This window comes from Leifsonia sp. PARNA 1/14 (assembly GCF_055720965.1).
Genome location: NZ_JBVQSP010000004.1, coordinates 210,703 through 235,021, shown reverse-complemented (window position 1 = coordinate 235,021; position 24,319 = coordinate 210,703). Strand labels below are relative to the sequence as shown.

Annotated in this window: 24 protein-coding genes; 12 read left to right on the top strand and 12 right to left on the bottom strand. The window is 70.1% G+C overall.

Annotated features, from left to right (window positions below; all coding sequences use genetic code 11):
* Positions 1–3: 3 nt before the first annotated feature.
* Genes AC0HS0_RS12700 through AC0HS0_RS12690 form a run of 3 tightly spaced genes read right to left on the bottom strand, consistent with a single transcriptional unit; the run spans position 4 to position 3,401 of the window.
* Positions 4–2,103, bottom strand: a complete 2,100-nt coding sequence (locus tag AC0HS0_RS12700) for an acyltransferase family protein (RefSeq protein WP_472964381.1) — start codon at positions 2,101–2,103, stop codon at positions 4–6.
* A 47-nt stretch (positions 2,104–2,150) separates the two neighbouring features.
* Positions 2,151–2,840 (bottom strand): uracil-DNA glycosylase, encoded by a 690-nt coding sequence (locus AC0HS0_RS12695; protein WP_472964380.1) that lies wholly within the window; start codon positions 2,838–2,840, stop codon positions 2,151–2,153.
* A gap of 39 nt (positions 2,841–2,879) precedes the next feature.
* The gene (locus tag AC0HS0_RS12690) at positions 2,880–3,401 is read right to left on the bottom strand and encodes a phosphoribosyltransferase (RefSeq protein ID WP_472964379.1); all 522 of its coding nucleotides are present in this window, start codon (positions 3,399–3,401) and stop codon (positions 2,880–2,882) included.
* A 42-nt stretch (positions 3,402–3,443) separates the two neighbouring features.
* Between AC0HS0_RS12690 and AC0HS0_RS12685 the strand changes: the two genes are divergently transcribed.
* Entirely contained in the window at positions 3,444–4,904 is a 1,461-nt protein-coding gene (locus AC0HS0_RS12685; protein WP_472964378.1) for an MFS transporter, read from the top strand.
* 21 nt (positions 4,905–4,925) lie between these two features.
* On the top strand, positions 4,926–5,717 hold the full coding sequence (locus tag AC0HS0_RS12680; RefSeq protein WP_472964377.1) for a nucleotidyltransferase domain-containing protein: 792 nt from the start codon (positions 4,926–4,928) through the stop codon (positions 5,715–5,717).
* A 90-nt stretch (positions 5,718–5,807) separates the two neighbouring features.
* Here the strand turns inward: AC0HS0_RS12680 and AC0HS0_RS12675 are convergent, their stop codons facing one another.
* Positions 5,808–7,130, bottom strand: a complete 1,323-nt coding sequence (locus tag AC0HS0_RS12675; protein ID WP_472964376.1) for a bifunctional o-acetylhomoserine/o-acetylserine sulfhydrylase — start codon at positions 7,128–7,130, stop codon at positions 5,808–5,810.
* Positions 7,131–7,262: 132 nt separating this feature from the next.
* On the opposite strand from AC0HS0_RS12675, the gene AC0HS0_RS12670 reads away from it, so the two are divergent.
* From AC0HS0_RS12670 to AC0HS0_RS12640, 7 genes are all read left to right on the top strand, one after another.
* Complete coding sequence (locus AC0HS0_RS12670) at positions 7,263–8,039, top strand: SDR family oxidoreductase (protein ID WP_472964375.1); 777 nt, start codon at positions 7,263–7,265, stop codon at positions 8,037–8,039.
* A 5-nt stretch (positions 8,040–8,044) separates the two neighbouring features.
* A complete protein-coding gene (locus AC0HS0_RS12665; RefSeq protein WP_472964374.1) occupies positions 8,045–8,767 on the top strand; it encodes a potassium channel family protein in 723 nt (240 codons plus the stop codon).
* Positions 8,768–8,807: 40 nt separating this feature from the next.
* A complete protein-coding gene (gene metX, locus AC0HS0_RS12660; protein WP_472964373.1) occupies positions 8,808–10,013 on the top strand; it encodes a homoserine O-acetyltransferase MetX in 1,206 nt (401 codons plus the stop codon).
* 15 nt (positions 10,014–10,028) lie between these two features.
* On the top strand, positions 10,029–11,195 hold the full coding sequence (locus AC0HS0_RS12655) for a sensor histidine kinase (protein ID WP_472964372.1): 1,167 nt from the start codon (positions 10,029–10,031) through the stop codon (positions 11,193–11,195).
* Positions 11,192–12,451, top strand: a complete 1,260-nt coding sequence (locus tag AC0HS0_RS12650) for a hypothetical protein (RefSeq protein ID WP_472964371.1) — start codon at positions 11,192–11,194, stop codon at positions 12,449–12,451. Before AC0HS0_RS12655 ends, AC0HS0_RS12650 begins: the two co-directional genes overlap by 4 nt.
* A gap of 33 nt (positions 12,452–12,484) precedes the next feature.
* Positions 12,485–13,138, top strand: coding sequence for a response regulator (locus AC0HS0_RS12645; RefSeq protein ID WP_055918427.1), 654 nt, complete (start codon positions 12,485–12,487; stop codon positions 13,136–13,138).
* Positions 13,139–13,218: 80 nt separating this feature from the next.
* Complete coding sequence (locus AC0HS0_RS12640) at positions 13,219–14,499, top strand: MFS transporter (protein WP_472964370.1); 1,281 nt, start codon at positions 13,219–13,221, stop codon at positions 14,497–14,499.
* A gap of 91 nt (positions 14,500–14,590) precedes the next feature.
* On the opposite strand, the gene AC0HS0_RS12635 is transcribed toward AC0HS0_RS12640, so the two are convergent.
* The 4 genes from AC0HS0_RS12635 to AC0HS0_RS12620 all read right to left on the bottom strand — a co-directional run bounded on the left by AC0HS0_RS12635 (position 14,591) and on the right by AC0HS0_RS12620 (position 17,527).
* The gene (locus tag AC0HS0_RS12635; protein WP_472964369.1) at positions 14,591–14,788 is read right to left on the bottom strand and encodes a hypothetical protein; all 198 of its coding nucleotides are present in this window, start codon (positions 14,786–14,788) and stop codon (positions 14,591–14,593) included.
* Between the two features lie 8 nt (positions 14,789–14,796).
* Positions 14,797–15,111, bottom strand: coding sequence for a thiamine-binding protein (locus AC0HS0_RS12630; RefSeq protein WP_472964368.1), 315 nt, complete (start codon positions 15,109–15,111; stop codon positions 14,797–14,799).
* Between the two features lie 76 nt (positions 15,112–15,187).
* Entirely contained in the window at positions 15,188–16,588 is a 1,401-nt protein-coding gene (locus AC0HS0_RS12625) for a hypothetical protein (RefSeq protein ID WP_472964367.1), read from the bottom strand.
* Positions 16,589–16,657: 69 nt separating this feature from the next.
* The gene (locus AC0HS0_RS12620) at positions 16,658–17,527 is read right to left on the bottom strand and encodes an ADP-dependent NAD(P)H-hydrate dehydratase (protein WP_472964366.1); all 870 of its coding nucleotides are present in this window, start codon (positions 17,525–17,527) and stop codon (positions 16,658–16,660) included.
* A 33-nt stretch (positions 17,528–17,560) separates the two neighbouring features.
* On the opposite strand from AC0HS0_RS12620, the gene AC0HS0_RS12615 reads away from it, so the two are divergent.
* A complete protein-coding gene (locus AC0HS0_RS12615; RefSeq protein ID WP_472964365.1) occupies positions 17,561–18,178 on the top strand; it encodes an HAD family hydrolase in 618 nt (205 codons plus the stop codon).
* Between the two features lie 7 nt (positions 18,179–18,185).
* Entirely contained in the window at positions 18,186–19,271 is a 1,086-nt protein-coding gene (locus tag AC0HS0_RS12610; RefSeq protein ID WP_472964364.1) for an NADH:flavin oxidoreductase/NADH oxidase, read from the top strand.
* A gap of 14 nt (positions 19,272–19,285) precedes the next feature.
* Here AC0HS0_RS12610 and AC0HS0_RS12605 read toward each other — a convergent pair whose 3' ends face one another.
* The 3 genes from AC0HS0_RS12605 to AC0HS0_RS12595 form a co-directional block, all read right to left on the bottom strand.
* A complete protein-coding gene (locus AC0HS0_RS12605; protein WP_472964363.1) occupies positions 19,286–19,672 on the bottom strand; it encodes a VOC family protein in 387 nt (128 codons plus the stop codon).
* Positions 19,673–19,746: 74 nt separating this feature from the next.
* On the bottom strand, positions 19,747–20,784 hold the full coding sequence (locus tag AC0HS0_RS12600; protein WP_472964362.1) for a hemolysin family protein: 1,038 nt from the start codon (positions 20,782–20,784) through the stop codon (positions 19,747–19,749).
* Complete coding sequence (locus AC0HS0_RS12595; RefSeq protein WP_472964361.1) at positions 20,781–22,103, bottom strand: hemolysin family protein; 1,323 nt, start codon at positions 22,101–22,103, stop codon at positions 20,781–20,783. Before AC0HS0_RS12595 ends, AC0HS0_RS12600 begins: the two co-directional genes overlap by 4 nt.
* A gap of 239 nt (positions 22,104–22,342) precedes the next feature.
* Here AC0HS0_RS12595 and AC0HS0_RS12590 point away from each other — a divergent pair, with 239 nt between their 5' ends.
* Positions 22,343–22,744 carry a hypothetical protein gene (locus AC0HS0_RS12590; protein WP_472964360.1) on the top strand — a complete coding sequence of 134 codons (402 nt, stop codon included), beginning with the start codon at positions 22,343–22,345 and terminating at the stop codon, positions 22,742–22,744.
* 6 nt (positions 22,745–22,750) lie between these two features.
* Here the strand turns inward: AC0HS0_RS12590 and guaB1 are convergent, their stop codons facing one another.
* Positions 22,751–24,190 carry a GMP reductase gene (gene guaB1, locus AC0HS0_RS12585; RefSeq protein ID WP_472964359.1) on the bottom strand — a complete coding sequence of 480 codons (1,440 nt, stop codon included), beginning with the start codon at positions 24,188–24,190 and terminating at the stop codon, positions 22,751–22,753.
* Positions 24,191–24,319 lie beyond the last annotated feature (129 nt).

The following is a 24,319-nucleotide window of genomic DNA, read 5'->3' as shown; positions in this document are numbered from 1 at the left end:
AGCTCACGGTGCATCGCCCGCTCGCGACGGCATCGCCTCTGTGAGCTGCGCCCCGATCATCGGAGTGAGCGATGCGATCATCGTGGCTGTCAGATGTCCACGATCCCAGTAGGCCGCCACGCCTCCGACCGCTGCGTAGCATCGCTCGTCGTCGCAGAGATAGTCGGCGACATCGACGACGGGGAGGTTCCGGTGTTTCGCCACGGCCAGATAGGGGTCGATCTTCGGGAAGATCTCACGACGTGCGACGCTGCAGGCTTCGGGGTCGGTCGCGTTCAGCGAAAGGCATTCCGGCGCGGAGGTTCCCCGCGCCACACCCGGCACGTCACGGATGACCACGACCTTCTTCTTCTGACGGAGGAGCAGATCCACATCCGAGGACACGGTCGCAGTGGTCACGGCGCCACGTGCAGGATCGTCGTGGTCGAGATACGAACCGGTCGCGTTCGTGACGATCACGTCGCCGATGCTCGGGTCGCTCGCGACCTCGGCCATGATCTCCCTCGATCGCTGCAGGCAGCGATTCCACGTTGACGGGCTCCGTGCACTCTCGGCGCCTACCCCGTTCGGGAACGCCAGCTCGCCCGGACCGAGGACCGGGCACGACGGCTCGGCGAAAAGGCGGACCGTGTACCCGCGCGGGACCGCCCACGCGGCGACGGCCGTCGCCATGATCTGTGCGTGCGAGTCTCCCACGACGGCCATCACCGCACTCCCGCGGCCGTAGTCGCACGACGCGTACGACCCAACCGGCGGTGCCGTCGCAACCTCGTGGTCGCACACCGAGATCCTGTCCACATAGGCCGCGGAGCCGTCGATCGTCGGACCGGGTCCGAACGGATCCGCGCACCCGTTGGCCACTGCCTGCGCGCCCCAGCACCCCGAATCCCGGAGCCGGCTCAGGAGCTTCTGACTCGCTTCCGAGGAAGGTCCGAGCACGAACAGGTTCGCGCCGACGGCGAGCACGACCGCCATCATCGCGCCGACGAGGGGTATCAGGAAGGTGCGCCCGAGCCCGGCGCCCCGTCGGAAGAATCGGAACCGGTCCTCCACGAAATGCTTCGTGAACGCCGCGAGAACCAGGGAGGTCACAAGCACGCCGACCTTGACGAGGTCGTTCACGCCGCCGAAGGGCAGCAGCACGAGAGGGGCCACCAGGATGAGCGGCCAATGCCACAGGTAGAGCGAGTACGAGATATCGCCGACGTACCGCAATGGGCGCAACCGCGCGGCTCCGCCGACGGACCACAGCGGCCTCGGGCTCCCACCGATCAGGACGAGCCCGGTTCCCGCGACGGGCAGCAGGGCCGCGAAGCCGGGGAAAACAGTGAACGCGTCGAATTCAAGCGCGGCGTATCCGATCAGTGCGAGCCCCACGAGGCCGGAGGCGATGCGGATGGCCTGCAGCCGTTCGGACAGCATCCCGTCTCGCAGCCCGGGGAGAAGAGCCAGCACGGCGCCCGCACAGAACTCCCATGCTCGCGTCGCGGTCGAGAAGTAGGCGACCGTCGCAGTCGGCCCGAACGACTGCCAGATCGACCACACGAGCGAAAGAACGCCGACCGTCGAGACGATGAGGAGTAGCCGACCAGGGTGCCCGCGCGACCACCACCAGCCGGCCACGAGGAGCAGCGGCCAGATGATGTAGAACTGCTCTTCCACCGACAGCGACCAGAAGTGCTGCACGGTGGTCGAGGAGGCGCCCGCGTGGAAGTAGTCGACGGAATTGGCGACGAGCGCCCAGTTCTGCACGTAGAACGTGCTTGCGACGATCTGCCGGATACCCTCCGCCCGGCTTGCGGCCGGCATCACCGTCATGGTCAGTGCGAAGCAGGCGAACAGCACGAGCAGCGCAGCCGGGAGCAGTCGGCGTACTCGACGCGCCCAGAAGCGCGCCAGCCTGACGCGCCCTCCGGCCGCGACCTCTCGGAGCAGGTGCGATGTGATCAGGAATCCACTCAGCACGAAGAACACGTCGACGCCGACGAATCCACCTGTCACACCTCCCGGCCAGAAGTGATTGAGGACGACGGCGACGACCGCGATGGCGCGCAGCAACTGGATCTCGGGACGTAACGGCGCCCGCCGGCTCGAGAGACTCACCGAGCAATGATATATTTCAACCGCAGTGGATAGATATGGAATGCCTCTTATTCCAAGAACCAGTCCACCGGTTTTTCACCCACACTTTCCAACAGGGCGTTGCTGCGCGAGAACGGCCGCGAGCCGAAGAACCCACGGGAGGCCGACAGAGGGCTCGGGTGCGGCGACTCGATCACGGGGTTGCCGTCGAGCATGGGCTTCAGGGTGGAGGCGTCCCTCCCCCACAGGATGCTCACGAACGGCCGGCCGCGCGCCACCAGCTCGCGGATGGCGTGCTCGGTGATCGGCTCCCAGCCGGCGCCGCGATGGGAGGCCGGAGCACCCGGCCGGACGGTCAGCACCCTGTTGAGCAGCATCACGCCGTTGCGCGACCACGCGCTCAGGTCGCCGTGCGCGGGCGGAACGACACCGAGGTCGTCGCGCAGCTCGCGGTAGATGTTCTGGAGACTCCGCGGGATCGGTCGAACGTGGCGCTCGACCGCGAAGGAGAGACCGATCGGGTGGCCGGGCGTCGGGTACGGGTCCTGGCCGACGATGAGCACGCGCACGTCGGCGAGCGGCGCCCGGAACGCCCGCAGCACGTTCTCACCGGCCGGCAGGTAGGGGCGCCCGGCGGCGACCTCCGCGCGCAGGAAGTCGCCCATCGCTGCGATCCGGCCGGAGACGGGGGCGAGCGCCTCCGCCCAACCCGGGTCCATCGACCCGTCGGCGGCGAGCTCGGCGAGCGCCTTTGCCATCAGAGGTTCCGCGCCATCAGAGTCTCCGGGGCGCGGCGCTCAGTGCGTGGCCGGGGTGACGGGCGGGAGCGCTGACCAGGGGAACGTGATCCAGCGGTCGGTGCGGCGCCAGACGAAATCGGGTTCGAGCACTGTGCGCGGCTTGGAATAGAGGCACACGGTGCGCACGTCGGCGCCGGAGGCCGCGATCAGGTCGACCACGAGGGCGAGCGTGCGTCCGGAGTCGGAGACGTCGTCGACGAGCAGCACCCGCTTGGCCTCCAGCGCAGCGGAGTCGAGCATCGGAGGAAGCACCACGGGCTCCGGGAGCCGTGAGTCGACACCCGTGTAGAACTCCACGTTCAGCGCGCCGCAGGCTTTGATGCCGAGGGCGTACGAGATGGCGCCGGCGAGCAGCAGCCCGCCCCGCGCGATGGCCACGACCATGTCGGGCTCGAAGCCGGATTCGACGACCTCTCCCGCGAGATGACGGGCCGCATCGCCGAACTCGAGCCAGCCGAGGACTTCTCGTTCGGTCTCCGCGAGAACGCCTGTACCTGAATCGTCGAGTTCGCTGGCCACGCCTCTACCGTACAAGGGCGGGGCAGGTGTTAGCATCCGCGCATGACATCGGAGAAGACGGTCGCCCAGCGTCGGGCGACCACCGCGATCGGAGCGACCGCCGCCCTCATCGGCTGGCTCGCTTTGGTCGAGCTCACCAGCGGCATCCTGCAGGGCTACTACGTGCCGCTGATCTCCGACATCGTCAAGCATCTCGGCATCCACGATGCCGACTACAACTGGTTCGAAGCGGCCCAGCTCCTGCTCTCCGCGCTGGTCGTGCCGGTGCTCGCCAAGCTCGGCGACATGTTCGGACACAAGCGAATCCTGCTGGTCGCCACCGTGCTCACCGCACTCGCCAGCTGGGCGCTCGCCTTCTCGCACGACTTCACGACCTACCTCATCGCGTTCGCGCTGCAGGGCTTCTACGTGGTCTGGCTGCCCCTGGAGATCGCGCTGATCTTCGATCGCGGCCGGCGCACCGGCACCGCCGCCTCCCGCACTCGTCGCGCCGCCGGCCTGCTGGTCGTGGCGCTGGAGGCCGGGGCCATCGTCGGCGCGATCGGCGCGGGCCTGCTGTTCGACGCCCTGGGCCAGAACGTCGCCGCGACGCTCATGGTGCCGGCCGCGGCGGTCACGCTGGTGTTCTTCGCGATTCTCTTCGGCGTCCCCGAGTCCGAGCCGGTTCGCGGCCGCACGCTCGACGGCATCGGCTTCACGCTGCTGACGCTCGCACTGCTGCTCATCACCTCCGGCCTGACCTTCCTGCGGATCAACGGCGTCGGCACCTGGTGGGTGTGGGCTCTCATCGTGCTCGGCGTCCTCGCTTTCATCCCGTTCGGGCGCTGGGAGCTGAAGCAGAAGGACCCGGCCATCGACCTGCGGGTGATGGGCCGGCCGAACATGTGGCCGGTGCAGCTGACGGCCGGCCTCATCGGCATCAGCCTCCTCGGGGCGCAGGCGCCGCTGAGCACGTATGCCGGAACCGACCCCGTGAACGGCTACGGTCTGGGTCTCAGCGCGGGCCAGCGAAGCATCCTGATCGGTGCATACCTGATCTCGATGATCGTCGGCGCCGTGCTCTTCCCGCTGGTGTCGTCGTGGCTCAGCCCGCGCGTGACGCTGATCGCGGCGGCGTTCCTGGTCGCGATCGGCTACCTCCTCTTCCTGCCGTTCCACCTGGAGACCTGGCAGGTGTTCACGAACATGGCGATCGCGGGCATCGGCTCCGGCGCGCTCGTCGGCGCACTCCCTGCCGCAGCCGCTGCCGCAGCGCCACACGGGCAGACGGGTGTCGCCACGGCCATGACGAACACGACCAAGACGATCGGAGGCTCGTTCGCCTCCGCTGTCTTCGGGGTGGTGCTGCTCACCGGCGCCGCGACCGTCACGGCGACGGCGGCGAGCCTGTTCGGCTACATGCTGGTCTGGACCATCTGCGGCCTCGGCGCGCTCGTGGCCGCCGTGCTCCTCTTCTTCGTGCCGCGCCTGGCATTCGCCGACGCGGAGGCGCCGACCGTCTGACAGGACGAGACAGGGGGAACCATGGACAACCCACTACCGCCGCAGGTCGGCGAGGCACTCACCCGGTTCCTGCTCGAACAACGGCGCATCGCGCCCGGTCTGGTCAGCCGGGCCGTGGTCACCGGTTCGGCGGCCACCGACGACTGGCACGACGGCGTGAGCGACATCGACGTCGTGTTCGTGGTCACCCGCGACCCGAAGGACGACCTCCCGGCTCTCGCCACCCTCCACGCGGAGTCGACGCCGCACATCGACGGCGTCTATCTGACGGAGTCGGAGATCGCGCGCGGGCCCGACCAGGTCGAGACCGCTCCGCAGGTCGTGGAGGGCGTGCTCCTCAGCGCCCTCGCCGGCGGCCAACTGAGCTGGGCGACCTGGCGCGAGCTGGAGGACGGGGTGCAGGGCATCGCCGACGGCGGCGACGTGATCTGGACGCCGACCTCCGACCGCCACCCGGACACCGCGCAGCAGGTGGTGGCGCGCTCGCGCGACGACCTCGTCGGCTTCTGGGCGCCGGTGGGCGACAGCGCGGAGGCCGAGCTCGCCGGCCGGCAGCCGGGCGACGCGGTGAGGTCGGAGACGGTTCGCTGGCTGGCCCTCGGGCCGATCCGGCTCGTGGAGACGATGGAGTCGGGGCACATCGTGTCGAAGACCGCCGCGGCCCGCAGCGCCGCTGAGCGGTGGCCGGAGCACGCGGACCTCCTCGCCCGCGCCGTGCGCGACCGCGCGGGCGAGCACCAGGACTTCACGACCGCCGACGCGCGAGAGGCGATCGCCCTCCTGCGTGCCTGCGTGGCCCTCGCGAACTCGTAGCGCACTCCCCTCACACACCGAGGGGCACGTCGTTGTCACTTTTCGAGCGGAAAAGTGACCACGACGTGCCCCTCGGCGGTGGTTCACGCGTCAGACGCGGGCGGCCTCCGCGACGGCGCGGGCCGCGGCGAGACCCGCGGAGAGGTCGGCCTTCAGGTCGTCGATGTTCTCGAGGCCGACCGACAGGCGCACCAGACCGGGCGTGACGCCCGCGGTGAGCTGCTGCTCAGGCGTCAGCTGCGAGTGCGTGGTCGACGCCGGGTGGATGACGAGGCTGCGGACATCGCCGATGTTCGCCAGGTGGCTGAACAGCTTCAGGCTGTCGACGAGCGCCGCCCCGGCGTCCACACCGCCCTTGAGCTCGAACGAGAGCACCGCGCCGACACCCTTGGGGGCGTACTTGTTGGCGGCGGCGTACCAGGGGCTGGTCGGCAGACCGGAGTAGTTGACCGAAGCCACGTCGGGGTGCGCCTCCAGGAACTCCGCGATCTCCTGCGCGTTCTGGGTGTGGCGCTCCACGCGCAGCGACAGCGTCTCGATGCCCTGGATGAGCTGCCAGGCGCTGGCCGGGGCGATCGCCGCGCCGAGGTCGCGCAGCAGCTGCACGCGCGCCTTGATGATGTAGGCCAGCGCGTCACCGACCGCGGCCGTGTAGACGGCGCCGTGGTACGACGGGTCCGGCTGCGTCAGGCCGGGGAACTTCTCCGCGCTCTTCGACCACTCGAACTTTCCTCCGTCGACCACGACGCCGCCGATGACGGTGCCGTGGCCGCCCAGGAACTTGGTGGCCGAGTGCACGATGATGTCGGCGCCGTGCTCGAAGGGGCGGATCAGGTACGGCGTCGCGATCGTGTTGTCCACGATCAGCGGAACGCCGGCCTCGTGAGCGACGTCGGAAACGAGCGCGATGTCGAGGATGTTGATCTTCGGGTTGCCGATGGTCTCGGCGAAGAACAGCTTGGTGTTCGGGCGCACAGCGCGACGCCACTCCTCGGCGTCGTCCTGGTTCTCGACGAACGTGGTCTCGATGCCGAGCTTCGCGAGCGTGTACTTGAACAGGTTGTAAGTGCCGCCGTAGATCGAGCTGGAGGACACGATGTGGTCACCGGCCTGCGCGATGTTGAGGATGGCGAACGTGGACGCCGCCTGCCCCGAGGCGACGAGGAGGGCGCCGGTGCCGCCTTCGAGCGCGGCGACGCGCTCCTCGACGACGGCCTGGGTCGGGTTCTGGATACGCGTGTAAATGTTGCCGAACTCGGCGAGCGCGAACAGGTTCTTGGCGTGCTCCGCGTTGTTGAAGACGTAGGAGGTGGTCTGGTAGATCGGCGTGGCGCGCGCGTTGGTCACCGGGTCGGGGGCGGCACCGCTGTGGATCTGCTTGGTCTCGAACTGCCAGTCGGCGGCGTCGGTCATGGCTTTCGCTCCTCGTTCGGGTGATGGCTCTGTCGGGTGGGGGCACCGTTCGGTGGTCGGTAACACGCTAGACTCGCGGCCTCCCGCGGGCAACGCTGCCGAAACATGCCGTAACCCGTGAGAATAGGCAGCATGAGCAGCAGACGTGTGGTCGTGACGGGAGCGAGTTCGGGGATCGGTGCGGCGACGGTCCGCCTGTTCCGCGAGCGGGGCTGGGAGGTCGTGGGCGTCGCCCGCCGCCAGGACCGTCTCGACGAGCTGGCCGCCGAGACCGGCGCCGACGTCTTCGCCGCAGACCTGACCCGCCAGGAGGACGTCGACGCGCTCCGCGACCACCTCGCCGCGACCGGCCCCGTCCACGCCCTCGTCAACAACGCCGGCGGAGCGAAGGGCCTCGACTCCGTGGAGGCCTCCAGCGTCGACGACTGGGTGTGGATGTACGAGATTAACGTCATCGGGACCAAACGGGTGATCAGCGCCCTGCTGCCGTTGCTGCGCGACGGTGCGCGGGAGTCCGGCCACGCCGACATCCTGAACGTCACGTCGATCGCGGGGCTGGCCGCGTACGTGGGCGGCGGCGGCTACAACGCCGCCAAGTACGCCGAACACGCGCTCACGGAGGTGCTGCGGCTGGAACTCAACGGCGAGCCCATCCGCGTGGTGGAGGTGGCGCCGGGGATGGTCGCCACCGAGGAGTTCTCGCTCGTGCGGTTCGACGGCGACCAGGAGCGCCGGGACGCGGTCTACGAGGACGTGCCGGAGCCGCTGTCGGCGGAGGACATCGCGGAGACGATCGTGCACGCGCTGGAGCTGCCGCGGCACGTCGACCTCGACCTGATCGTGGTGAAGCCGGTCGCGCAGGCGGCATCGTACCGCTTCGCCAAGGGGCCGCTAAAGATCAAGGGCTGACGAGCATGGCGGACGACGCGAAGCGGAAGCGGTGGGAGGCGGCCACGGTGTGGCCGGGCATCGTCGCGAGCGTCGCGTTCCTCATCGCCTACTCGTGGACGGTGCTCGAGCCGCAGATGCCGCAGACCCTCTACCGGGTGCTCGTCTGGCTGCTCGCGCTCATCTGGGTGGCGTTCCTCGTCGACTACGTCGTGCGCCTCCGGCTCGCGAAGGACAAGCGCGACTTCATCCACCACAACGTCGTCGACCTGCTTTCGGTGCTCATCCCCGTCGCGCGGCCGTTCCGTTTGATCGTCGACCTGTTCCGGATGCCGAGTCTTCGCGGCAATTCCGGCAGCCACCTGCGCCGGCGCATCCTGATCATCGCCGGCACCTTCGTGCTGATGTTCATCTACGTCATCTCGCTGGCGGTCTACCAGGTGGAGCGCTTCGCCCCCGGCTCCAACATCCACTCGTTCGGAGACTCGCTGTGGTGGGCCTGCGTGACGATGGCGACGGTCGGCTACGGCGACTACTATCCGGTGACGCTGACCGGGAGGCTGCTGGCCGTGGTGCTGATGATCGGCGGCATCGCCATCGTCGGAACCGCCAGCGCGACGATCGTCAGCTACCTCAACGAGCAGACGCAGCAGGCTCGCCAGCGGCGCTCGAGCCAGGAGCGCATGGGGCGCGAGCTGAACCTGCCCTCCGACGACGAGCCGGACGATCGCCCGGACGGCTCCACGTAACACAGCAGCCGGCGCCTCCACGCTCCGGGAGAATGAACCCATGGAGTGGCAGACCTCGGCGGACACAGCACCCTCGAGCTTCATCACGGAGGCTCAGGCGCGATCGCTGCTGGGCAAGCCTCCGGCGAGCGGAGCGTGGAAAGAGTCCGACCCCGAGGGCGAGCGGCGCTTCGCGGGCATCGGTGCGTTCGCGTTCGAGAGCGGCGAGAGCCTCCCCTTCGTGCGCGTCGCCTACGAGACCTGGGGTGAGCTCTCGCCGGAGGCCGACAACGCCGTCCTGGTGCTGCACGCTCTCACCGGCGACAGCCACGTCGTCGGAGGCTCGGGAGACGGTCACCCCACCGCCGGCTGGTGGCAGGGCGTCATCGGCCCGGGCAAGGCGGTCGACACCGACCGCTGGTTCGTCGTCGCCCCCAACATGCTCGGCGGCTGCCAGGGCACCACCGGTCCCGCCTCGATCGCGCCCGACGGCGCCGAATGGGGTCCGCGGTTCCCGTTCACCACTATCCGCGACCAGGTGAACGCGCAGGCCGCGTTCGCCGACGCGATCGGCGTGGGCCGCTGGGCCGCCGTGATCGGCGGGTCGATGGGAGGCATGCAGGCGCTCGAGTGGGCGGTCTCGTTCCCCGAGCGCGTCGAGCGACTCGCGGTGATCGCCGCTCCGCCGTTCTCCACCGCAGACCAGATCGCGCTCAACTCGGTGCAGATCGAGGCTGTGCGCACCGACCCGCTGTTCCACGGCGGTCACTACTACGACGAGAAGGACGGCGAGGGCCCGCACCGCGGCCTGGCGCTCGCCCGCCGGATGGCGCTGCTCAACTACCGCAGCCCGTCGGAGCTGAACGAGCGGTTCGAGCGCGCCTGGCAGAGCGAGATCAGCCCCCTCGGCGGTGGCGGACGGTTCGCGGTCGAGTCGTACCTGGACTTCCACGGCAACAAGTTCACGCGCCGCTTCGACGCCAACAGCTACCTCACGCTGGTGGAGGCCATGAACTCGCACGATGTCGGCCGCGGACGCGGCGGACTGGCCGCCGCGCTCGCCCGCGTCACCGCCCGAACACTCGTGGTCGGCATCGACAGCGACCGACTGTTCCCCGTGGAGGGACAGCAGCTCATCGCGTCCCACCTCCCGGAGACGATCGACGGTAGAGTTCCGGTGGTGATCCGCTCCGACTTCGGTCACGACGCGTTCCTGATCGAAGACGACGCGATCACCGAGCAGCTGAGGAGGCTGTTCGCGGCCTGAGGGGAACGGAGAGGCATGTCGCGCATCCAGAAGGAGCGTGATCGGCTTCTCGCCACCACCGCCCGCACCGTCGGTCTCGTCGCCAGTGCGACGACCCTGTTGACCCTGAGCGTCCCCGGCACGATTCCCTTGCCCCTGTACTTCGCGTCGCTCGTGCTGCTCGCCTGCATGGGGGTGGCGCAGTTCCAGCTCGCCACGCTCAGCCGGCTGACGGTCTGGATGTGCGTCATCATCGTCACGGGAGTCGGGATCATCGCGCTGAACCTGCTGCCCAAGACGCAGCTCGGACCGTCGGCGGTCACCACGATCGGCGTCGTCGGCGCGGTCGGGGTCGCCTGCGTCTCGTTGCTGGGGCCGACCTCCCGGCGCCGCACCCTGCTGGCCATCCTCGCCGGCGCGGTGACGCTCGCCGCCACCGTGACGACGCTGCTCGTCACGGGCTCGCGGCTGGTCGAGGTCCTGATCTTCATCGTGGCCGGCTGGGTCGCTCTCACTGCGACCGGGATCTGGCTGGGCCGCACCGTGCCGCGCGCCCTCAAGCGCATCTCCACCATGAGCCGCGCGTACCGGGTCGAGCGCCAGGCGAGCGAGACCGAGGCGCGACGCCGCCAGGGCGCCCGCCTCCTGCACGACACCGTGCTCGCCACGCTCACGCTGCTCGCCCACTCCGGCGTCGGCGTCGGAGCCGGAGCGCTGCGCGAGCAGGCCGCGGAGGATGCCGCCCTATTGCGACAGCTGCGCCTCGGCTTCACACCGGACCCGACGCGGTCGGGCGACTATCGCCTCAAGCCCGTCGAGGAGTCCACCCTCGGCAACACCCTGGAGTCGGTGAAGCAGCGCTTCCGGAGGATGGGGCTCGAGGTCAACTGGCACGGCGCCGGGCAGGTGCTGCTGCCGAGCGACGTCCTCGACTCGTTCCTGCTCGCGCTCGGCGAGTGCCTCGAGAACGTGCGCAGGCACTCCGGCGTCAACGAGGCGCACGTCACGATCACCGACGACGAGACCACGGTGCGCGCGATGGTCACCGACGCCGGCAAGGGGTTCGACGTCGCGAGCATCGAGGAGGGCCGGCTCGGCTTCACCGAGTCCATCGTCGCCCGCCTGCGCGACGTCGGCGGCAATGCGCGACTGTTCTCGTCGCCCGGCAGCGGGACGACCGTGGTGCTGGAGGTGCCGAAGTGAGCCAGGACGACCGCACCATCCCGATGTCGCGCGGGCTGCTCGGCTCCCGCCGGTCGGGAGCGGTGGGCTCCGCGAACCTCCCCCGCGGGCGCCAGGAGCGCGACGCGCTCGGCCGTGCGCGCCTCGACCTCGGCTTCAACATCGCCTCCGTCGCCCTGATCGCGTTTCTGTTCGCCATCATGCTGATCGCCGCGCCGAACTACCCCGACCTGGCTTTCAGCGTGGCCGCATGGGGTGTGCTGCTGGTCACCCTGGTGACGGCGCTCGTGCTGCGGTTCCGGCTGCCCGATCTCCTGCCGAACTGGCTGTTCGCCGTCGCGCTCGTTCTGTGGGCGGCGGTCGTCGCGCTCGACATCCTCGGCACCTCGACGTCGGGAGTGTGGATCCCGCTGACGGCCGCAGCGGCCGTCGGCCCTGCCCTCCTGCTGTGCGTACCGGTGCGGCCGGCCCGCGACATCGTCGTCGCAACCGCGGTGCTCGGCGTCGTGCTGGCGACGGTGCTGCTGGTGCGCTCGATGGGCGACCTCCAGATGCTCGGACCCGCGATCGCCACCGTGGCCATCGCGATCGCGCCTCCCCTGGTCGGTATGCAGGTCGTCCGCTCGCTCAGCACCCTCGTGCAGTTGGAGCTCGACCTCGTCCAGGTGCAGAGCACCGTGTCGTCGCCCGGTTACGCGGTCGGGATGATGGCCTCGGAGGAACTCGCCCGCCTCGACCTCGCCGCTGAACGGCTGCTCGACGGCGTCGCGACCGGACGCACCGCCCTCCCCCTCGACGAGGCGACGGCCGACACGGCCGCCAGCATCGCCACCGAACTGCGGCTGCACCTCATCCAGGGCCGCAAGGAGACGTGGCTGTACCACGCGGTGACCGAGTCGGCGCTGCTCGGCCCGACGGTCACCCTGACCGACCCGGACGGACTCGCAGCCGGGCTCACCCGCGACCAGCGCGACGGCCTGCTCACGGCGGTGTGGCTGCTGATCAGCGACCCGGTCCGCTCCGGGGCCGGTCAGGCACGCACGCTCAGCCTCGACATCGAGCGGGCCGCGGGCCCTCAGGTCGCCGCCGGATCGGCCGTCGCGACCGGTGCGACAATGGCGATCGTGATCACGACGACCGGTGTGCCGCGAAACGGGGTAGACCCTGCGGCGTGGCAAGCTATCCGTAAGGTGGGACGCCACGCCGAGTCGTACTCCGACTCGGCGCTCCGCATCGAGATCACCACCGTGAGCGACACAACGGCCGAGCTGACCTGACCAGACGGCCATCCGAAGGAAGAAAGGCTGCTCATGAGCGAGGCTCCCCCCATCCGAATCGCCATCGTCGACGATCACAAGATGTTGCTCGGCGCCCTCACCGAATGGATCCGCGGCGCAGCGGACGACATCCGCATGGTCGCGGCCGTCGCCAGCTGGCCCGAGCTGCTGACCCACCCCGAGTTCCCGGTGGACGTCGTGCTGCTCGACCTCGACCTCAAGGACAACATCCCGATATCGCTGAAGCTGTCGACCCTGAAGACGACGGGCGTGCGGACGGTGCTGATGAGCACCTACTCCGAGCCGGCGGTCGTCCGCGAGGCGCTGGCCGCGGGCGCGCTCGGCTATCTCGTCAAGAGCGAGGACGCCGAGATGATCGTGGAGGCCATCCGCGCCGCGAGCAAGGGCGAGTCGTTCATCTCCGCAGAGCTCGACCTGGCCCTCAATGCCGGCGAGCTCGGCGGCGCGCCGAAGCTCAGCGCGCAGGAGCGCCGCGTGATGGCGCTGTACGGCGCAGGCGAGCCGGTGAAGGCCGTGGCCTTCCAGCTCGGGATCTCGGACGAGACCGCGAAGAGCTACCTCAAGCGCATCCGCGAGAAGTACCGCGTGGCCGGCTACGACGTCGGCACGAAGGTGGCGCTGCGCAAGCGCGCCATCCAGGACGGCATCCTCCTCCAGAACGACTGACGCGGGCGGCCTGGCCACAGTTCGTTTCGTCGTAACCCGGTTGAAACGTCACACTCGAAACGATTCGATAGACTGACGTAGTGAACCCCGTCATCAACGGGCCGACGCAGCTGTCGTCGGCCCGTACTCGTCTTGCGCTGCTCGCTCTCGCCCTGGGCGGCTTCGGCATCGGCTCCACGGAGTTCGTCGCCATGGGCCTGCTGCCGAACATCGCCCACGATCTGCTGCCGCAGCTCTATGCCGCCTCCCCCACCGAGGCGAACGCGCAGGCCGGCTGGATCATCTCGGCGTACGCACTCGGCGTCGTCGTCGGTGCGCCGACCATCGCCGCGGCCGCCGCGCGCTGGCCCCGCAAGAAGCTGCTGCTCTGGCTGCTGGTCGCGTTCACGCTCGGCACCGTCGCCTCCGCGCTCGCTCCGACCTTCCAACTGGTGCTGCTGGCCCGGTTCGTCTCGGCGCTGCCGCACGGCGCCTACTTCGGCATCGCCTCCCTGGTCGCCGCGTCGCTGATGGGGCCGGGCAAGCGCGGCCAGGGCGTCGCCTTCGTGCTCTCGGGCCTGACGATCGCCAACGTGATCGGCGTCCCCTTCATCACGTGGATCGGGCAGACGCACGGCTGGCGCATCGCCTACCTGGTCGTCGCGGCGATCTTCGCCCTGACCTTCGCCGCCGTCGCCCTGCTCGTGCCGTGGCAGGCGGGCGACGCGAAGGCCACCCTGCGCAACGAGCTCAGAGCGTTCACCCGCCTCCAGGTCTGGCTCGCCCTCCTCATCGGAGCGATCGGCTTCGGCGGCTTCTTCGCCGTCTACACGTACGTCGCCCCGATGGTGACGACGGTGACGGGCCTGTCGGCCTCCGCCGTGCCGCTGGTGCTGATCCTGATCGGCGTCGGGATGACGGTCGGCAACATCCTCGGCGGCCGCCAGGCCGACCGCAGCGTCGAGCGCGGGATGCTGCTGTTCTTCGGTGTGATGCTCGCCGGCCTGGCCGCGCTGTTCTTCAGCGCGTGGAGCCTTGCCGGCCTCCTGATCTCGGTCTTCGTCATCGCTGCGGCGGCGTCGGCGCTCTCGCCGATGATCCAGACCCGGCTGATGGATGTCGCGCACGACAGCCAGTCGATCGCCGCGGCGCTGAACCACTCGGCGCTCAACATCGCGAACGCGTCCGGCGCGTTCCTCGGCGGCCTGACGATCGCAGCCGGCTTCGGCTATCTGTCGCCGATCCTCGTCGGCATCGTCCTGGCCGTGGCCGGCATCGTGCTCGCGCTCGTGTCCTTCGGCATCGACCACTCGCGCATGCGCCGCGGTGTCGACACCGGCGTCGTGCACGCCCAGCGCCCCGACCCGGTCCCGATCGACTGAGGCACGCGTAACCCACCGCCGAGGGGCACGTTGTTGTCGCTTTCGGGGCCCGAAAGCGACAACAACGTGCCCCTCGCGCAGTAGCGGAGGCTCAGTGCGACTGGGCCTCGAAGAATTCGGTGACGTCGACGTCGTCGTCGACGGCGTCGGCGCGCCGGAACCCGGTTCGGATCGCTCCGACGATCGCGACGAGCACCGCCCCGAACAGCGTGCCGGCGACCAGTACGAGCACCGGCAGGTAGATCGGCCAGCCATAGACAAGCACGTAATAGCCGATCGTGAACGCCACCGGGTCCACTACTGCGCCTCGCCCCGCTCCAGCGCCGCCTCCAGCCGCTCGACCTTGCCCTCGATCTCGCCGCTGTAACCCGGCCGGATGTCGGCCTTCAGCACGAGCGAGACCCGCGAGCCGTAGGCGCCGACCGCCTCGGTCGCCCGGCGGACGACGTCGAACACCTCGTCCCAGTCGCCCTCGATCTCCGTGAACATCGACGACGTGCGGTTCGGGAGGCCGGACTCCCGCACGATGCGCACTGCGGCCGCCACCGCGTCGTGCACGGACGCGTCCGGCGCTTCGCCCCCGCTCGGCGCCACCGAGAATGCGACCAGCATGAGTCCTCCTTCGTCTGGCACCCGAGTGCCCGGGCACACCAGTCAGTCTAGGAGGGTCGCCCCTCGTTGCGACCCCTCAGCCGGCCTCCCGCACCGGCACCGGGTGCGCGTCGGGCGCCGCGCGGAACGGCCAGGCGTGCGCAGGCAGCAGGTCGCCCGCGGCCTCGTCGGCGTGGCGCTTGCGCCAGAGCGCACCGATCGTCCAGCCGAGGATCACGAAGTACATCAGGTTGCGCACCGTCAGCACCGCCACCATGATCGGCAGCGGGACGAGCAGTCCGTCGTAGAGGTACGGATAGATCACCTGGGTGAGGGTCGCGGTGATGAGCACGAGTACCGCCGGCGTCTTGAACCCACGCCCCTGGTAGACCAGGCCGATGATGACCGGAGCGGCGAGCCACGTGATGTACTGCGGAGAGCCGACTTTGTTGAACGCGATGAACGCCGTCACCAGCGCCAGCGACAGCTCCGGCAGGATGCGCGTGTACGGCGTGCCCCGCCGCAAAGAACGGATGCCGATCAGGGCGACCACGATCGCCGTGAGGCCGAACAGCGGGTTCATCAGCGAACCGGCCGCCACCGTGCCCTCGCCCGTGACCTGGAAGGTCAGCAGGTCGCGGTCGTAGTAGACGACGGCGCCCGGCACGTGGAACGCGGCCTGCCACATCCAGAATGTCGCCACCGGCGCCTCGATCTGGATGCCGCGCCCGGTCTGCATCGTGATGAAGCTGAGCACGTGGAGGCCGGCGCCGAAGATCAGCGGTACGGCGACGATGATGGCGCTGGTGATCGCCGCGGTGGCGACGATGCGCCATCGTGTTTTCAGCCCGATCACCGCGGCCAGCAGGATGGCGGCCGGCCACACCTTGATCCAGGTCGCGACGGTCAGCACCACCACCGCGGCGCGCTCGTGGAGGGTGAGCCAGAGCACGCCGACGACGGCGAGCGCCGCCGAGACCGAATCGAGCCGGCCGACGGCGATCGGGCCGAGCAGCAGCAGGAACGACAGCCACCACCAGCCGGCGACGAGTCGCCGCGGCTCGCGGCCGACGATGAGGACGGCGAAGGCGGCGGCGTTCAGCAGCAGCACCATCGTCAGCCAGCCGCCGACGTAGTTGTCCGCTCCGAACAGCAGCGGCAGCATCACCGGCACGATCGCCGCGAACGGGTACACCCAGTCCGCGTTGACGCCGACGATGTCGGTGCCCTGCGCGGCGAGCTGCGCCCACGGCTTGTACACCCACATCACGTCGCCGAGGCCCTTGCCCTCGCTGAGCGCGAGCGAGCCGATCACGAGGTGCACGGCCAGGAACGCGATCCACAGGCTCAGCGGGCTGGAGGCCACGCGACTGAGGGTCGTGCCGGGCAGCAGTCCGGCGATGGCCTGAGCGCCGTCGTATCGAGCGGCGACACGTGCCCCGGAGGCCGCGCCCGAGTCGCTGCTCGCAGCGCTCGTCCCCGCCGCGTCAATCCCCATGGGGCCTCATCCTAGGGGACGTAACCGAACCCGGACCGACGCCGCAGGCCCGCTCGTGTGCGAGGTCGCTCAGCTTGCGGCGAGCAGTCGCCGCAGCACGCCCGGTACGGCCTCCGCCACGTCGAAGGCGACCACGGGGCCGCCCTGCGACGCGCTCTCGCCCGCCCGGCCGTGCACCCAGGCCGCGGTCGCGGCGAGCGCCGCCAGCGCGTCGTGACCGCGCTCGCCCACCGCGTCGGCGTGCGTCGCGACCAGCGCTCCGAGCACGCCGCCGAGAACGTCGCCGCTGCCGGCGGTGGCGAGCCAGGAGGGCCCGGCGGTGACGGTGAGGCGCTGCCCTCCGGGGGCCGCCACGTGGGTGGTGTGCCCCTTGAGCAGCACCGTCACGCCGAGGGCGGAGGCCGCGCGCTCGGCCCACCCGCCGGGGTCGGAGCGGATCTCGTCCGCGTCGGGGGTCGGCGCGTCGCCGCCCGCCGCCGCGAGGGCCACCGCCAGTTCGCGATAGTGCGGCGTGATGACGACCGGCCCGCTCGCGCGGGACACCAGGTCGAGCGCCCCGGCGTCGATCACGAGCGGGGTGCCGTCGTCGAGCGCAGCGTTCAGCCGACGCGCGTCGTCGTCGCTGCGGTCGTCGGCCGACATCCCCGAGCCGAGGAGCCAGGCCTGCACCCGCCCGGGCGCGGAGACGACCTCGGGGCGGCGGCGCAGCACCTCGTCGGCCGCGTGCTGCGCCCCGAGGTACCGGATCATCCCCACCCCGGTGCGCGCGGCCGCCTCGGCGCCGAGCACGGCTGCGCCCGGATACCGGGCCGAGCCGGTGACCATCCCGAGCACGCCGCGCGAGTACTTGTCGTCGTCCTCCGTCGGCACGGCGATCCACCCTCGGGCGTCGCCGGCCTCCCAGGTGGCCGGCACGTGCCGGTCGCGGTTGTCGTCCATCGCACCTCCCCTCGCCCACGATAGATTCAAGAGATGAGCATCTCCATCCCCGGAACGGTGGTCGTCTTCGATTACGGCGAGGTCATCTCGGTCACTCCGAGCGAGACCGACCGCACGGCCCTGGTGGGGATCGCCGGCGGCGACGCGGAGCAGTTCTGGCCGGCCTACTGGCGGCACCGCAACGCGCTCGACCAGGGCACGCTGACGATCCAGCAGTACTGGCGCGGCATCGAGCGCGAGCTCGGCGAGAGCTGGGAGGATGCGACGATCCACCGGTTGTGGCTGGCCGACTTTCGCAGCTGGCTGACCATCGACCACGACACGCTCCAGGTCCTCCTCGACCTGAAGTCGGGAGGCACCCGCCTGGCTCTGCTCTCGAACGCCGGGCGCGATTTCGGCTCGTACTTCCGGCACGGCACGCTCGGCGACCTGTTCGAGCAGGTGTTCGTCAGCGGGGAGCTCGGCACCGTCAAACCGAGCGCCGAGATCTTCGAGCACGTCATGGCAGAACTCGGCGTGACCCCCGAGCAGACCGTCTTCATCGACAACAAGGCCGAGAACGTGGAGGGCGCCCAGGCACTCGGGATCGCCGGGCACGTCTACACGTCGGCCGCCGACCTCCGGGCATATCTGCAGCGGTTGGCGGCTTAGGAGATACATGACCTCCCTCTTCGATCCGATCACCCTGCGCGGGATCACCGTCCGCAACCGCATCTGGACCTCGCCGATGTGCCAGTACTCCGTGCTCGACGAGTCGGGCGTGCCGCAGACCTGGCACCTGGCCCACCTCGGCTCGCTCGCGACCGGCGGCAGCGGGATCGTGTTCACGGAGGCGACCTCCGTCAACGCGGAGGGCAGGATCTCGCCCCGCGACACCGGCATCTGGACGCACGAGCAGGCGGAGGCCTGGCGGCCGATCGCGGCGTTCATCGCCGAGCAGGGCGCCGTCCCGGGCATCCAGCTCGCCCACGCGGGCCGCAAGGCCTCCAGCTGGCCGGCCTGGGGCTTCGAGGACCGCCACGGCTCCGTCCCCGCCGAGGAGGGCGGCTGGGCGACAGTCGCGCCGTCGCCCGTCGCGTTCGGCGACCTCGCGGTGCCCGCCGAGCTCGACCTCGCCGGCATCGACACGATCGTCGACGACTTCCGCTCGGCGGCGCGGCGCTCGGTCGAGGTCGGCTTCCGCATCCTCGAGCTGCACGCCGCGCACGGCTACCTGCTGCACCAGTTCCTCTCCCCCATCTCCAACCACCGCACCGACGAGTACGGGGGCTCGCTCGAGAACCGGGCGCGGCTGCTGCTGCGGATCGTGTCGGCGGTGCGCGACGAGGTCGGCGACGGCGTCCCGCTGTTCGTGCGGTTCTCCGGCAGCGACTGGACGCCGGGAGGCTGGGACGAGCAGCAGACCGCGACCGTCGCCGCCTGGGCGCAGGAGGCCGGGGCCGACTTCTTCGACATCTCGTCCGGCGGCATCCAGACCGGCGTGCGCATCCCGCTCGAGCCCGGCTACCAGGTGCCGTTCGCCGAGCACGTCCGCAGCTCGGCCGAGGTGGACGTGAGCGCCGTCGGCCTGATCACCACGCCGCAGCAGGCGGCCGACATCGTCGAGAACGGCAGTGCGGACGCCGTGATGCTGGCGCGCGAACTCCTGCGCGACCCGCATTTTCCGCTGCGGGCCGCGCACGAACTCGGCGCCGCGATCGACTACTGGCCCCCGCAGTACCTGCGGGCGCGCTGGCGCGACTGACTAGGTGCGACTGATCACATCGGCGTATTGGGCTGCGTCAGGCAGAGGTAGTTCCCTTCGCTGTCCTGGAACCAGGCCGACTTGCCCTGGTCGTCGGTCGCGACTCCGTTCTCGGTCTTGAGCCCGGGGAAGTCGTAGTCGGCGAAGACGACACCGTTGCCGCGCAGGTGCTCCATCTCTGCGGCGATGTCGTCCACCAGCCAGCACATCGACGTGTTCTGGGCGGTGCCGGCGTTGGCGGTCTCGTAGATGTAGATCCAGGAGTCGCCGCCCGTGCGGTAGCGGACCCCCTGTTCGCCCACGTCCTCCGGCTCGAGCTCGAGCTTGTCGCGGAACCACGCCATGGCACGGGAGAGGTCCGCTGCGGGGAGGACGGAGTAGGTCTTGCTGGACGATAACATGAGAATTTCTCCTCTTCTTTCCGCGCCGCATGGTACTCCCGGTCGGCCGGTTTGGCCCTCCTGAACCGGACGTTCTAGCGGCGTCGGGTGGCGTCCTGCACTTCGCCCACGAGCTCCTCGATGATGTCCTCGAGGAACAGCACGCCCGCGGTCGAGCCCTCCCCGTCGACGGCGCGCGCCAGGTGGCTGCCGGTGCGGCGCATGCTCGCCAGGGCGTCCTCCAGGTCGCTGTCGACGAAGACGGTCACCAGCCGGCGGACCCGCTTGGCGGGCACCGGGAGGTCGAATCCGGTCTCCTCCAGGTCGAGCACATCCTTCAGGTGGAGGTAGCCGGTCGGCTCGCCGTCGCCGTCCGGCACGACGTACCGCGAGAAGCCGTGCTTCGCCACCGCCTTCTCGACGTCGGCGGGAGTCGGCGCCGGCGGCAGCGAGACGAGCGTCTCGGGCTTGACCATCGCGTCGCGCACCTTCTTCGCGGTGAACTCGAACGCGGCGGTCAGCGCACCGGTGCGGTCTGTCAGCAGGCCCTCCCGCGTCGACTGGTTCACGATGGTCGCGACCTCGTCGAGGGTGAAGGTGCTCGCGGCCTCGTCCTTCGGCTCGACGCCGAACAGGCGCAGCACGCCGTTCGCGGTCGCGTTCAGGGCGACGATGATCGGACGCACCGCGCGACCCACACCGACCAGCGGAGGCGCGAGCAGGAGCGCAGCCCGGTCCGGCATCGAGAACGAGATGTTCTTCGGCACCATCTCGCCGAACACGACGTGCAGGAACGACACCAGGATCAGCGCGATGATGAACGCGACCGTGCCGATCACGTCCTCCGACCAGCCCGTGGCGCCGAGCGGCACCTCGAGCAGGTGGTGGATCGCCGGCTCGGAGACGTTCAGGATCAGCAGCGAGCAGACGGTGATGCCGAGCTGCGTCGTCGCGAGCATGAGTGTCGCGTGCTCCATGGCGTAGAGCGCGGTCTTCGCGCTGCGCTTGCCGCGTTCGGCGAGCGGCTCGATCTGCGAACGGCGTGCGGAGATGACCGCGAACTCGGCGCCGACGAAGAAGGCGTTCACGAGGAGGAGCACCACCAGCCAGGCGATGCCGGCCCAGTCGCTCATGCGTCACCTCCCGCCGTCGATTCCTCCGGGTCGGGCGTGTACCGGATCCGGTCGACTCGGCGCCCGTCCAGCCGCTCGACGCGCAGCGTGCCGCCCTCGATCAGGACCTCGTCGCCGACTTTCGGGAGGCGGCCGAGCTCGTTCATGACGAAGCCCGCCACCGTCTCGTACGGGCCTTCCTCCGGCACGGTCACGCCGGCCTGCTCCTGCAGCTCGTCCGGCCGCAGGATGCCGGGGAAGGTGATGGAGTCGCGGCCGCGCACCACTCCGGCCCGGGTACGGTCGTGCTCATCGGCGACCTCGCCGACGATCTCCTCCACGAGGTCCTCCAGCGTGGCGATGCCGGAGGTTCCGCCGTACTCGTCGACGACGACCGCCATCTGGTAACCACGACCGCGCAGCTCCCCGAGCAGCGTGTCGAGGCTCATCGTCTCAGGCACCCGCAGCGCCTCCGTCTGCAGAGCGGAGACGGGGACGCGCGCGCGACGCTGCCGCGGCACGCCGACGGCCTGCTTGACGTGCACGAAGCCGACGACGTCGTCGACGTCCTCGTCGACGACCGGGAACCGGGAGTAGCCGGTGGTGCGGGCCAGGCCGATCACCGTCTGAGCGGGATCGGTGCGCTTGACCGCCTCCACCCGGGGCCGGGGCGTCATCACGTCGGAGGCCGTGCGCGTCGAGAACGCGAGCGTGCGGCTCAGCAGGGTCGCCGTGTCCGCCTCGAGCACGCCGGCACTTGCCGAGCGGCGGACGAGCGACGAGAGCTCGTCGGCCGTGCGCGCCGCCGACAGTTCCTCCTTGGGCTCGATGCCGAGCATCCGGAGGAACCCGTTGGCGGTGCCGTTGAGCACGAACACGAACGGGCGGAAGACGGTCGTGAAGACCGTCTGGAACGGGATGACCAACTTGGCGGTCGCGATCGGCAGCGCCAGCGCGAAGTTCTTGGGCACGAGCTCGCCGAGGATCATCGACAGCAGCGTCGCGACCGCGATCGCGACCACGGACGCGATGGGGACGACGGCGACGTCGGGCAGCCCCAGCGCCGTCAGCGGCCCGCGCAGGAGCGAGCTGATGGCCGGCTCCATCGTGTAACCGGTGAGCAGCGTCGTCAGCGTGATCCCGAGCTGGGCGCTCGAGAGGTGCGTCGAGGTGATCTTGAGAGCGGCGATCGTCATGGTGAGACGGGATTCACCGCGTGCGCGTCTGGCCTCGAGGTCGCCGCGGTCGAGGTTGACCAGAGCGAACTCGCTGGCCACGAAGAGGCCGGTGCCGACGGTGAGCAGGAGCCCGACCCCCAGCATGATCCACTCATAGAGCATGGCGATCACCCCGCACAGGGGGACTCATCGGATGGAATGGGCTGGCAGAAGGAGGGTCGTCCATTTCGCGAGTCAGTATAGCGGCGCGGCCCGCAGAAATGCCGGGGCCGAGCGATTCTCAGCCTGCGCGGCGATTCTCAGCCGGCGCGGTGATTCTCAGCCTGCGCATCGACTCGGCATAGGACGCCCGAAGCGAGCGGCGGGATCCTCGCGGCAGAAGCCCACCGAGAGGACCAGCCATGAGTACCGCAGCCCCGAACCCCGGCCAGCCCTGGCAGCCGGCTCCGCAGTACCAGCCGCAGCAGCCGGTTCCCGGATACGCACAGCCCGCCTCTCAGCCCGCGCCGCCCGCGACTGCCGGGCCGTCGGCGTCGGCCGGCGCGTCGCACCCGAGCGTCCTGCACCGCTGGCCCGCCTGGGCGCAGAACACGGCGCTCGCGGTCGGCGCGGTCGCGGTGCTGGTGATCGTCTTCTTCGCGGGGTACTTCACGGCCAACGCCGTCGACCATGCCCGCAGCGGCTTCGGCACCGGACAGAATTTCACCCCGCGCCAGTTCGGAGGCAACGGCAACGGCTTCGGCGGTCAGTCCGGAAACGGCTCCGGATCGGGCTCGCAGTCCGGGTCGGGCAACGGTTCCTGAGCGTCGCTACCAGCTGACGGGGAGGGCCTTGCCCTCCTCGTAGCCGGCGGCCGACTGGATGCCGACCAGCGCGCGGTCGTGGAACTCCGCCAGCGTCCGGGCTCCGGCGTAGGTGAACGAGCTGCGCAGCCCGGTGGTGATCATGTCGAGGAGGTCCTCCACCGACGGACGGAGCGGATCCAGGTAGATGCGCGAGCTGGAGATGCCCTCGGCGAACAGCGTCTTGCGCGCCTGCTCGAAGGGGTCGAGTCGCTCGAACCGGCCCTTGACCGCCTTGGTGGAGGCCATCCCCCAGCTCTCCTTGTAGAGGCCGCCGCGGTCGTCGGCCACGAGCGCGCCGGGCGCTTCGATGGTTCCGGCGAACCACGAGCCGATCATCACGGAGGCGCCGCCCGCGGCGAGCGCGAGGGCGACGTCGCGCGGATAGCGCACGCCGCCGTCCGCCCAGACGTGGGCGCCGAGCTCGCGGGCGGTCGCGCTCGTCTCGAGCACGGCGGAGAACTGGGGGCGACCGACGGCCGTCATCATGCGGGTGGTGCACATCGCGCCCGGGCCGACGCCGACCTTGAGGATGTCCGCGCCGGCCGCGACCAGGTCGCGCACCGCCTGCTCGGTCACCACGTTGCCCGCTACGATCGGCAGCCCGAGGCCGAGGCCCTTGACCGTGTGGATCGCCCGGCGCATGCCGTCCTGGTCGCCGTGCGCCGTGTCGATCACGAGCACGTCGACTCCCGCGGCGGCGAGGGCCTTCGCCTTCGAGGCGACGTCGCCGTTGATGCCGATCGCGGCGGCGACGCGCAGGCGGCCGTGCTCGTCCAGCGCCGGAGCATAGATCGTGGAGCGGAGCGCACTCGTGCGGCTCAGCGTTCCGACGACGCGCCCGTGGTCGAGAACCGGCGCGAACGACAGACCCGCGGCCTCCATCACGTCGAACGCCGCGCGGCCGTCGGGGAGGTCCTCCGCGTCCAGCGACGTCAGCGCTCCGTGCAGGAGGTCGCCGATGCGCGCGTCCGGCAGCGCCGACCCGAGCTGCGCGGCAGCGAGGCAGCCGAGGTAGCGGCCGCCGTCGTCGCTCACCACGACACCGTGCCCCTCCACCGGCGGCACGCGGCGGAGCACGTCGGCGACCGTCTCGTGCGGGAGGGCGGAGTACGGGGTGTCGAAGGCGACCGGCTGGGCCTTGACCCAGCGGATCGCCTCGTCGAGGTCCTGCAGGTGCATGTCCTGCGGGAGCACCCCGAGGCCGCCGCGTCGGGCGAGCGTCGCGGCGAGCCGTTTGCCGGTCACCGAGTTCATGTTCGCCGACACGATCGGGATGGTGGCGCCTGTGCCGTCGTGGGGTGCGAGCGAGACGTCGAGCCGGCTGGTCACGTCCGAGCGCGACGGCACCAGGAAGACGTCCGAGTAGGTGAGATCGTGGCGCGGGGTCGTGGCATAGAACTGCATGGGAATAACGGTATCCTCCCGGCTCGGACGGCCGCACCCGGCCGCCGATGGGATTAGGCTTGATGCTCGGATGGAACGGGCGGTCGACGGACCCCCGATCGGAACGAAATCAACGGAGAGAGTGGGCGA

Excerpts from the sequence above, each read along its gene's own strand:
- AC0HS0_RS12615 (WP_472964365.1), top strand. The coding sequence starts at position 17,561 with ATGAGCATCTCCATCCCCGGAACGGTGGTCGTCTTCGATTACGGCGAG.
- AC0HS0_RS12655 (WP_472964372.1), top strand. The coding sequence starts at position 10,029 with ATGTCGCGCATCCAGAAGGAGCGTGATCGGCTTCTCGCCACCACCGCC.
- AC0HS0_RS12605 (WP_472964363.1), bottom strand. The coding sequence starts at position 19,672 with ATGTTATCGTCCAGCAAGACCTACTCCGTCCTCCCCGCAGCGGACCTC.
- AC0HS0_RS12670 (WP_472964375.1), top strand. The coding sequence starts at position 7,263 with ATGAGCAGCAGACGTGTGGTCGTGACGGGAGCGAGTTCGGGGATCGGT.
- AC0HS0_RS12600 (WP_472964362.1), bottom strand. The coding sequence starts at position 20,784 with ATGAGCGACTGGGCCGGCATCGCCTGGCTGGTGGTGCTCCTCCTCGTG.
- AC0HS0_RS12630 (WP_472964368.1), bottom strand. The coding sequence starts at position 15,111 with ATGCTGGTCGCATTCTCGGTGGCGCCGAGCGGGGGCGAAGCGCCGGAC.
- guaB1 (WP_472964359.1), bottom strand. The coding sequence starts at position 24,190 with ATGCAGTTCTATGCCACGACCCCGCGCCACGATCTCACCTACTCGGAC.
- AC0HS0_RS12645 (WP_055918427.1), top strand. The coding sequence starts at position 12,485 with ATGAGCGAGGCTCCCCCCATCCGAATCGCCATCGTCGACGATCACAAG.
- AC0HS0_RS12665 (WP_472964374.1), top strand. The coding sequence starts at position 8,045 with ATGGCGGACGACGCGAAGCGGAAGCGGTGGGAGGCGGCCACGGTGTGG.
- AC0HS0_RS12595 (WP_472964361.1), bottom strand. The coding sequence starts at position 22,103 with ATGCTCTATGAGTGGATCATGCTGGGGGTCGGGCTCCTGCTCACCGTC.
- metX (WP_472964373.1), top strand. The coding sequence starts at position 8,808 with ATGGAGTGGCAGACCTCGGCGGACACAGCACCCTCGAGCTTCATCACG.
- AC0HS0_RS12625 (WP_472964367.1), bottom strand. The coding sequence starts at position 16,588 with ATGGGGATTGACGCGGCGGGGACGAGCGCTGCGAGCAGCGACTCGGGC.
- AC0HS0_RS12695 (WP_472964380.1), bottom strand. The coding sequence starts at position 2,840 with ATGGCAAAGGCGCTCGCCGAGCTCGCCGCCGACGGGTCGATGGACCCG.
- AC0HS0_RS12685 (WP_472964378.1), top strand. The coding sequence starts at position 3,444 with ATGACATCGGAGAAGACGGTCGCCCAGCGTCGGGCGACCACCGCGATC.
- AC0HS0_RS12620 (WP_472964366.1), bottom strand. The coding sequence starts at position 17,527 with ATGGACGACAACCGCGACCGGCACGTGCCGGCCACCTGGGAGGCCGGC.
- AC0HS0_RS12590 (WP_472964360.1), top strand. The coding sequence starts at position 22,343 with ATGAGTACCGCAGCCCCGAACCCCGGCCAGCCCTGGCAGCCGGCTCCG.
- AC0HS0_RS12675 (WP_472964376.1), bottom strand. The coding sequence starts at position 7,130 with ATGACCGACGCCGCCGACTGGCAGTTCGAGACCAAGCAGATCCACAGC.
- AC0HS0_RS12680 (WP_472964377.1), top strand. The coding sequence starts at position 4,926 with ATGGACAACCCACTACCGCCGCAGGTCGGCGAGGCACTCACCCGGTTC.
- AC0HS0_RS12610 (WP_472964364.1), top strand. The coding sequence starts at position 18,186 with ATGACCTCCCTCTTCGATCCGATCACCCTGCGCGGGATCACCGTCCGC.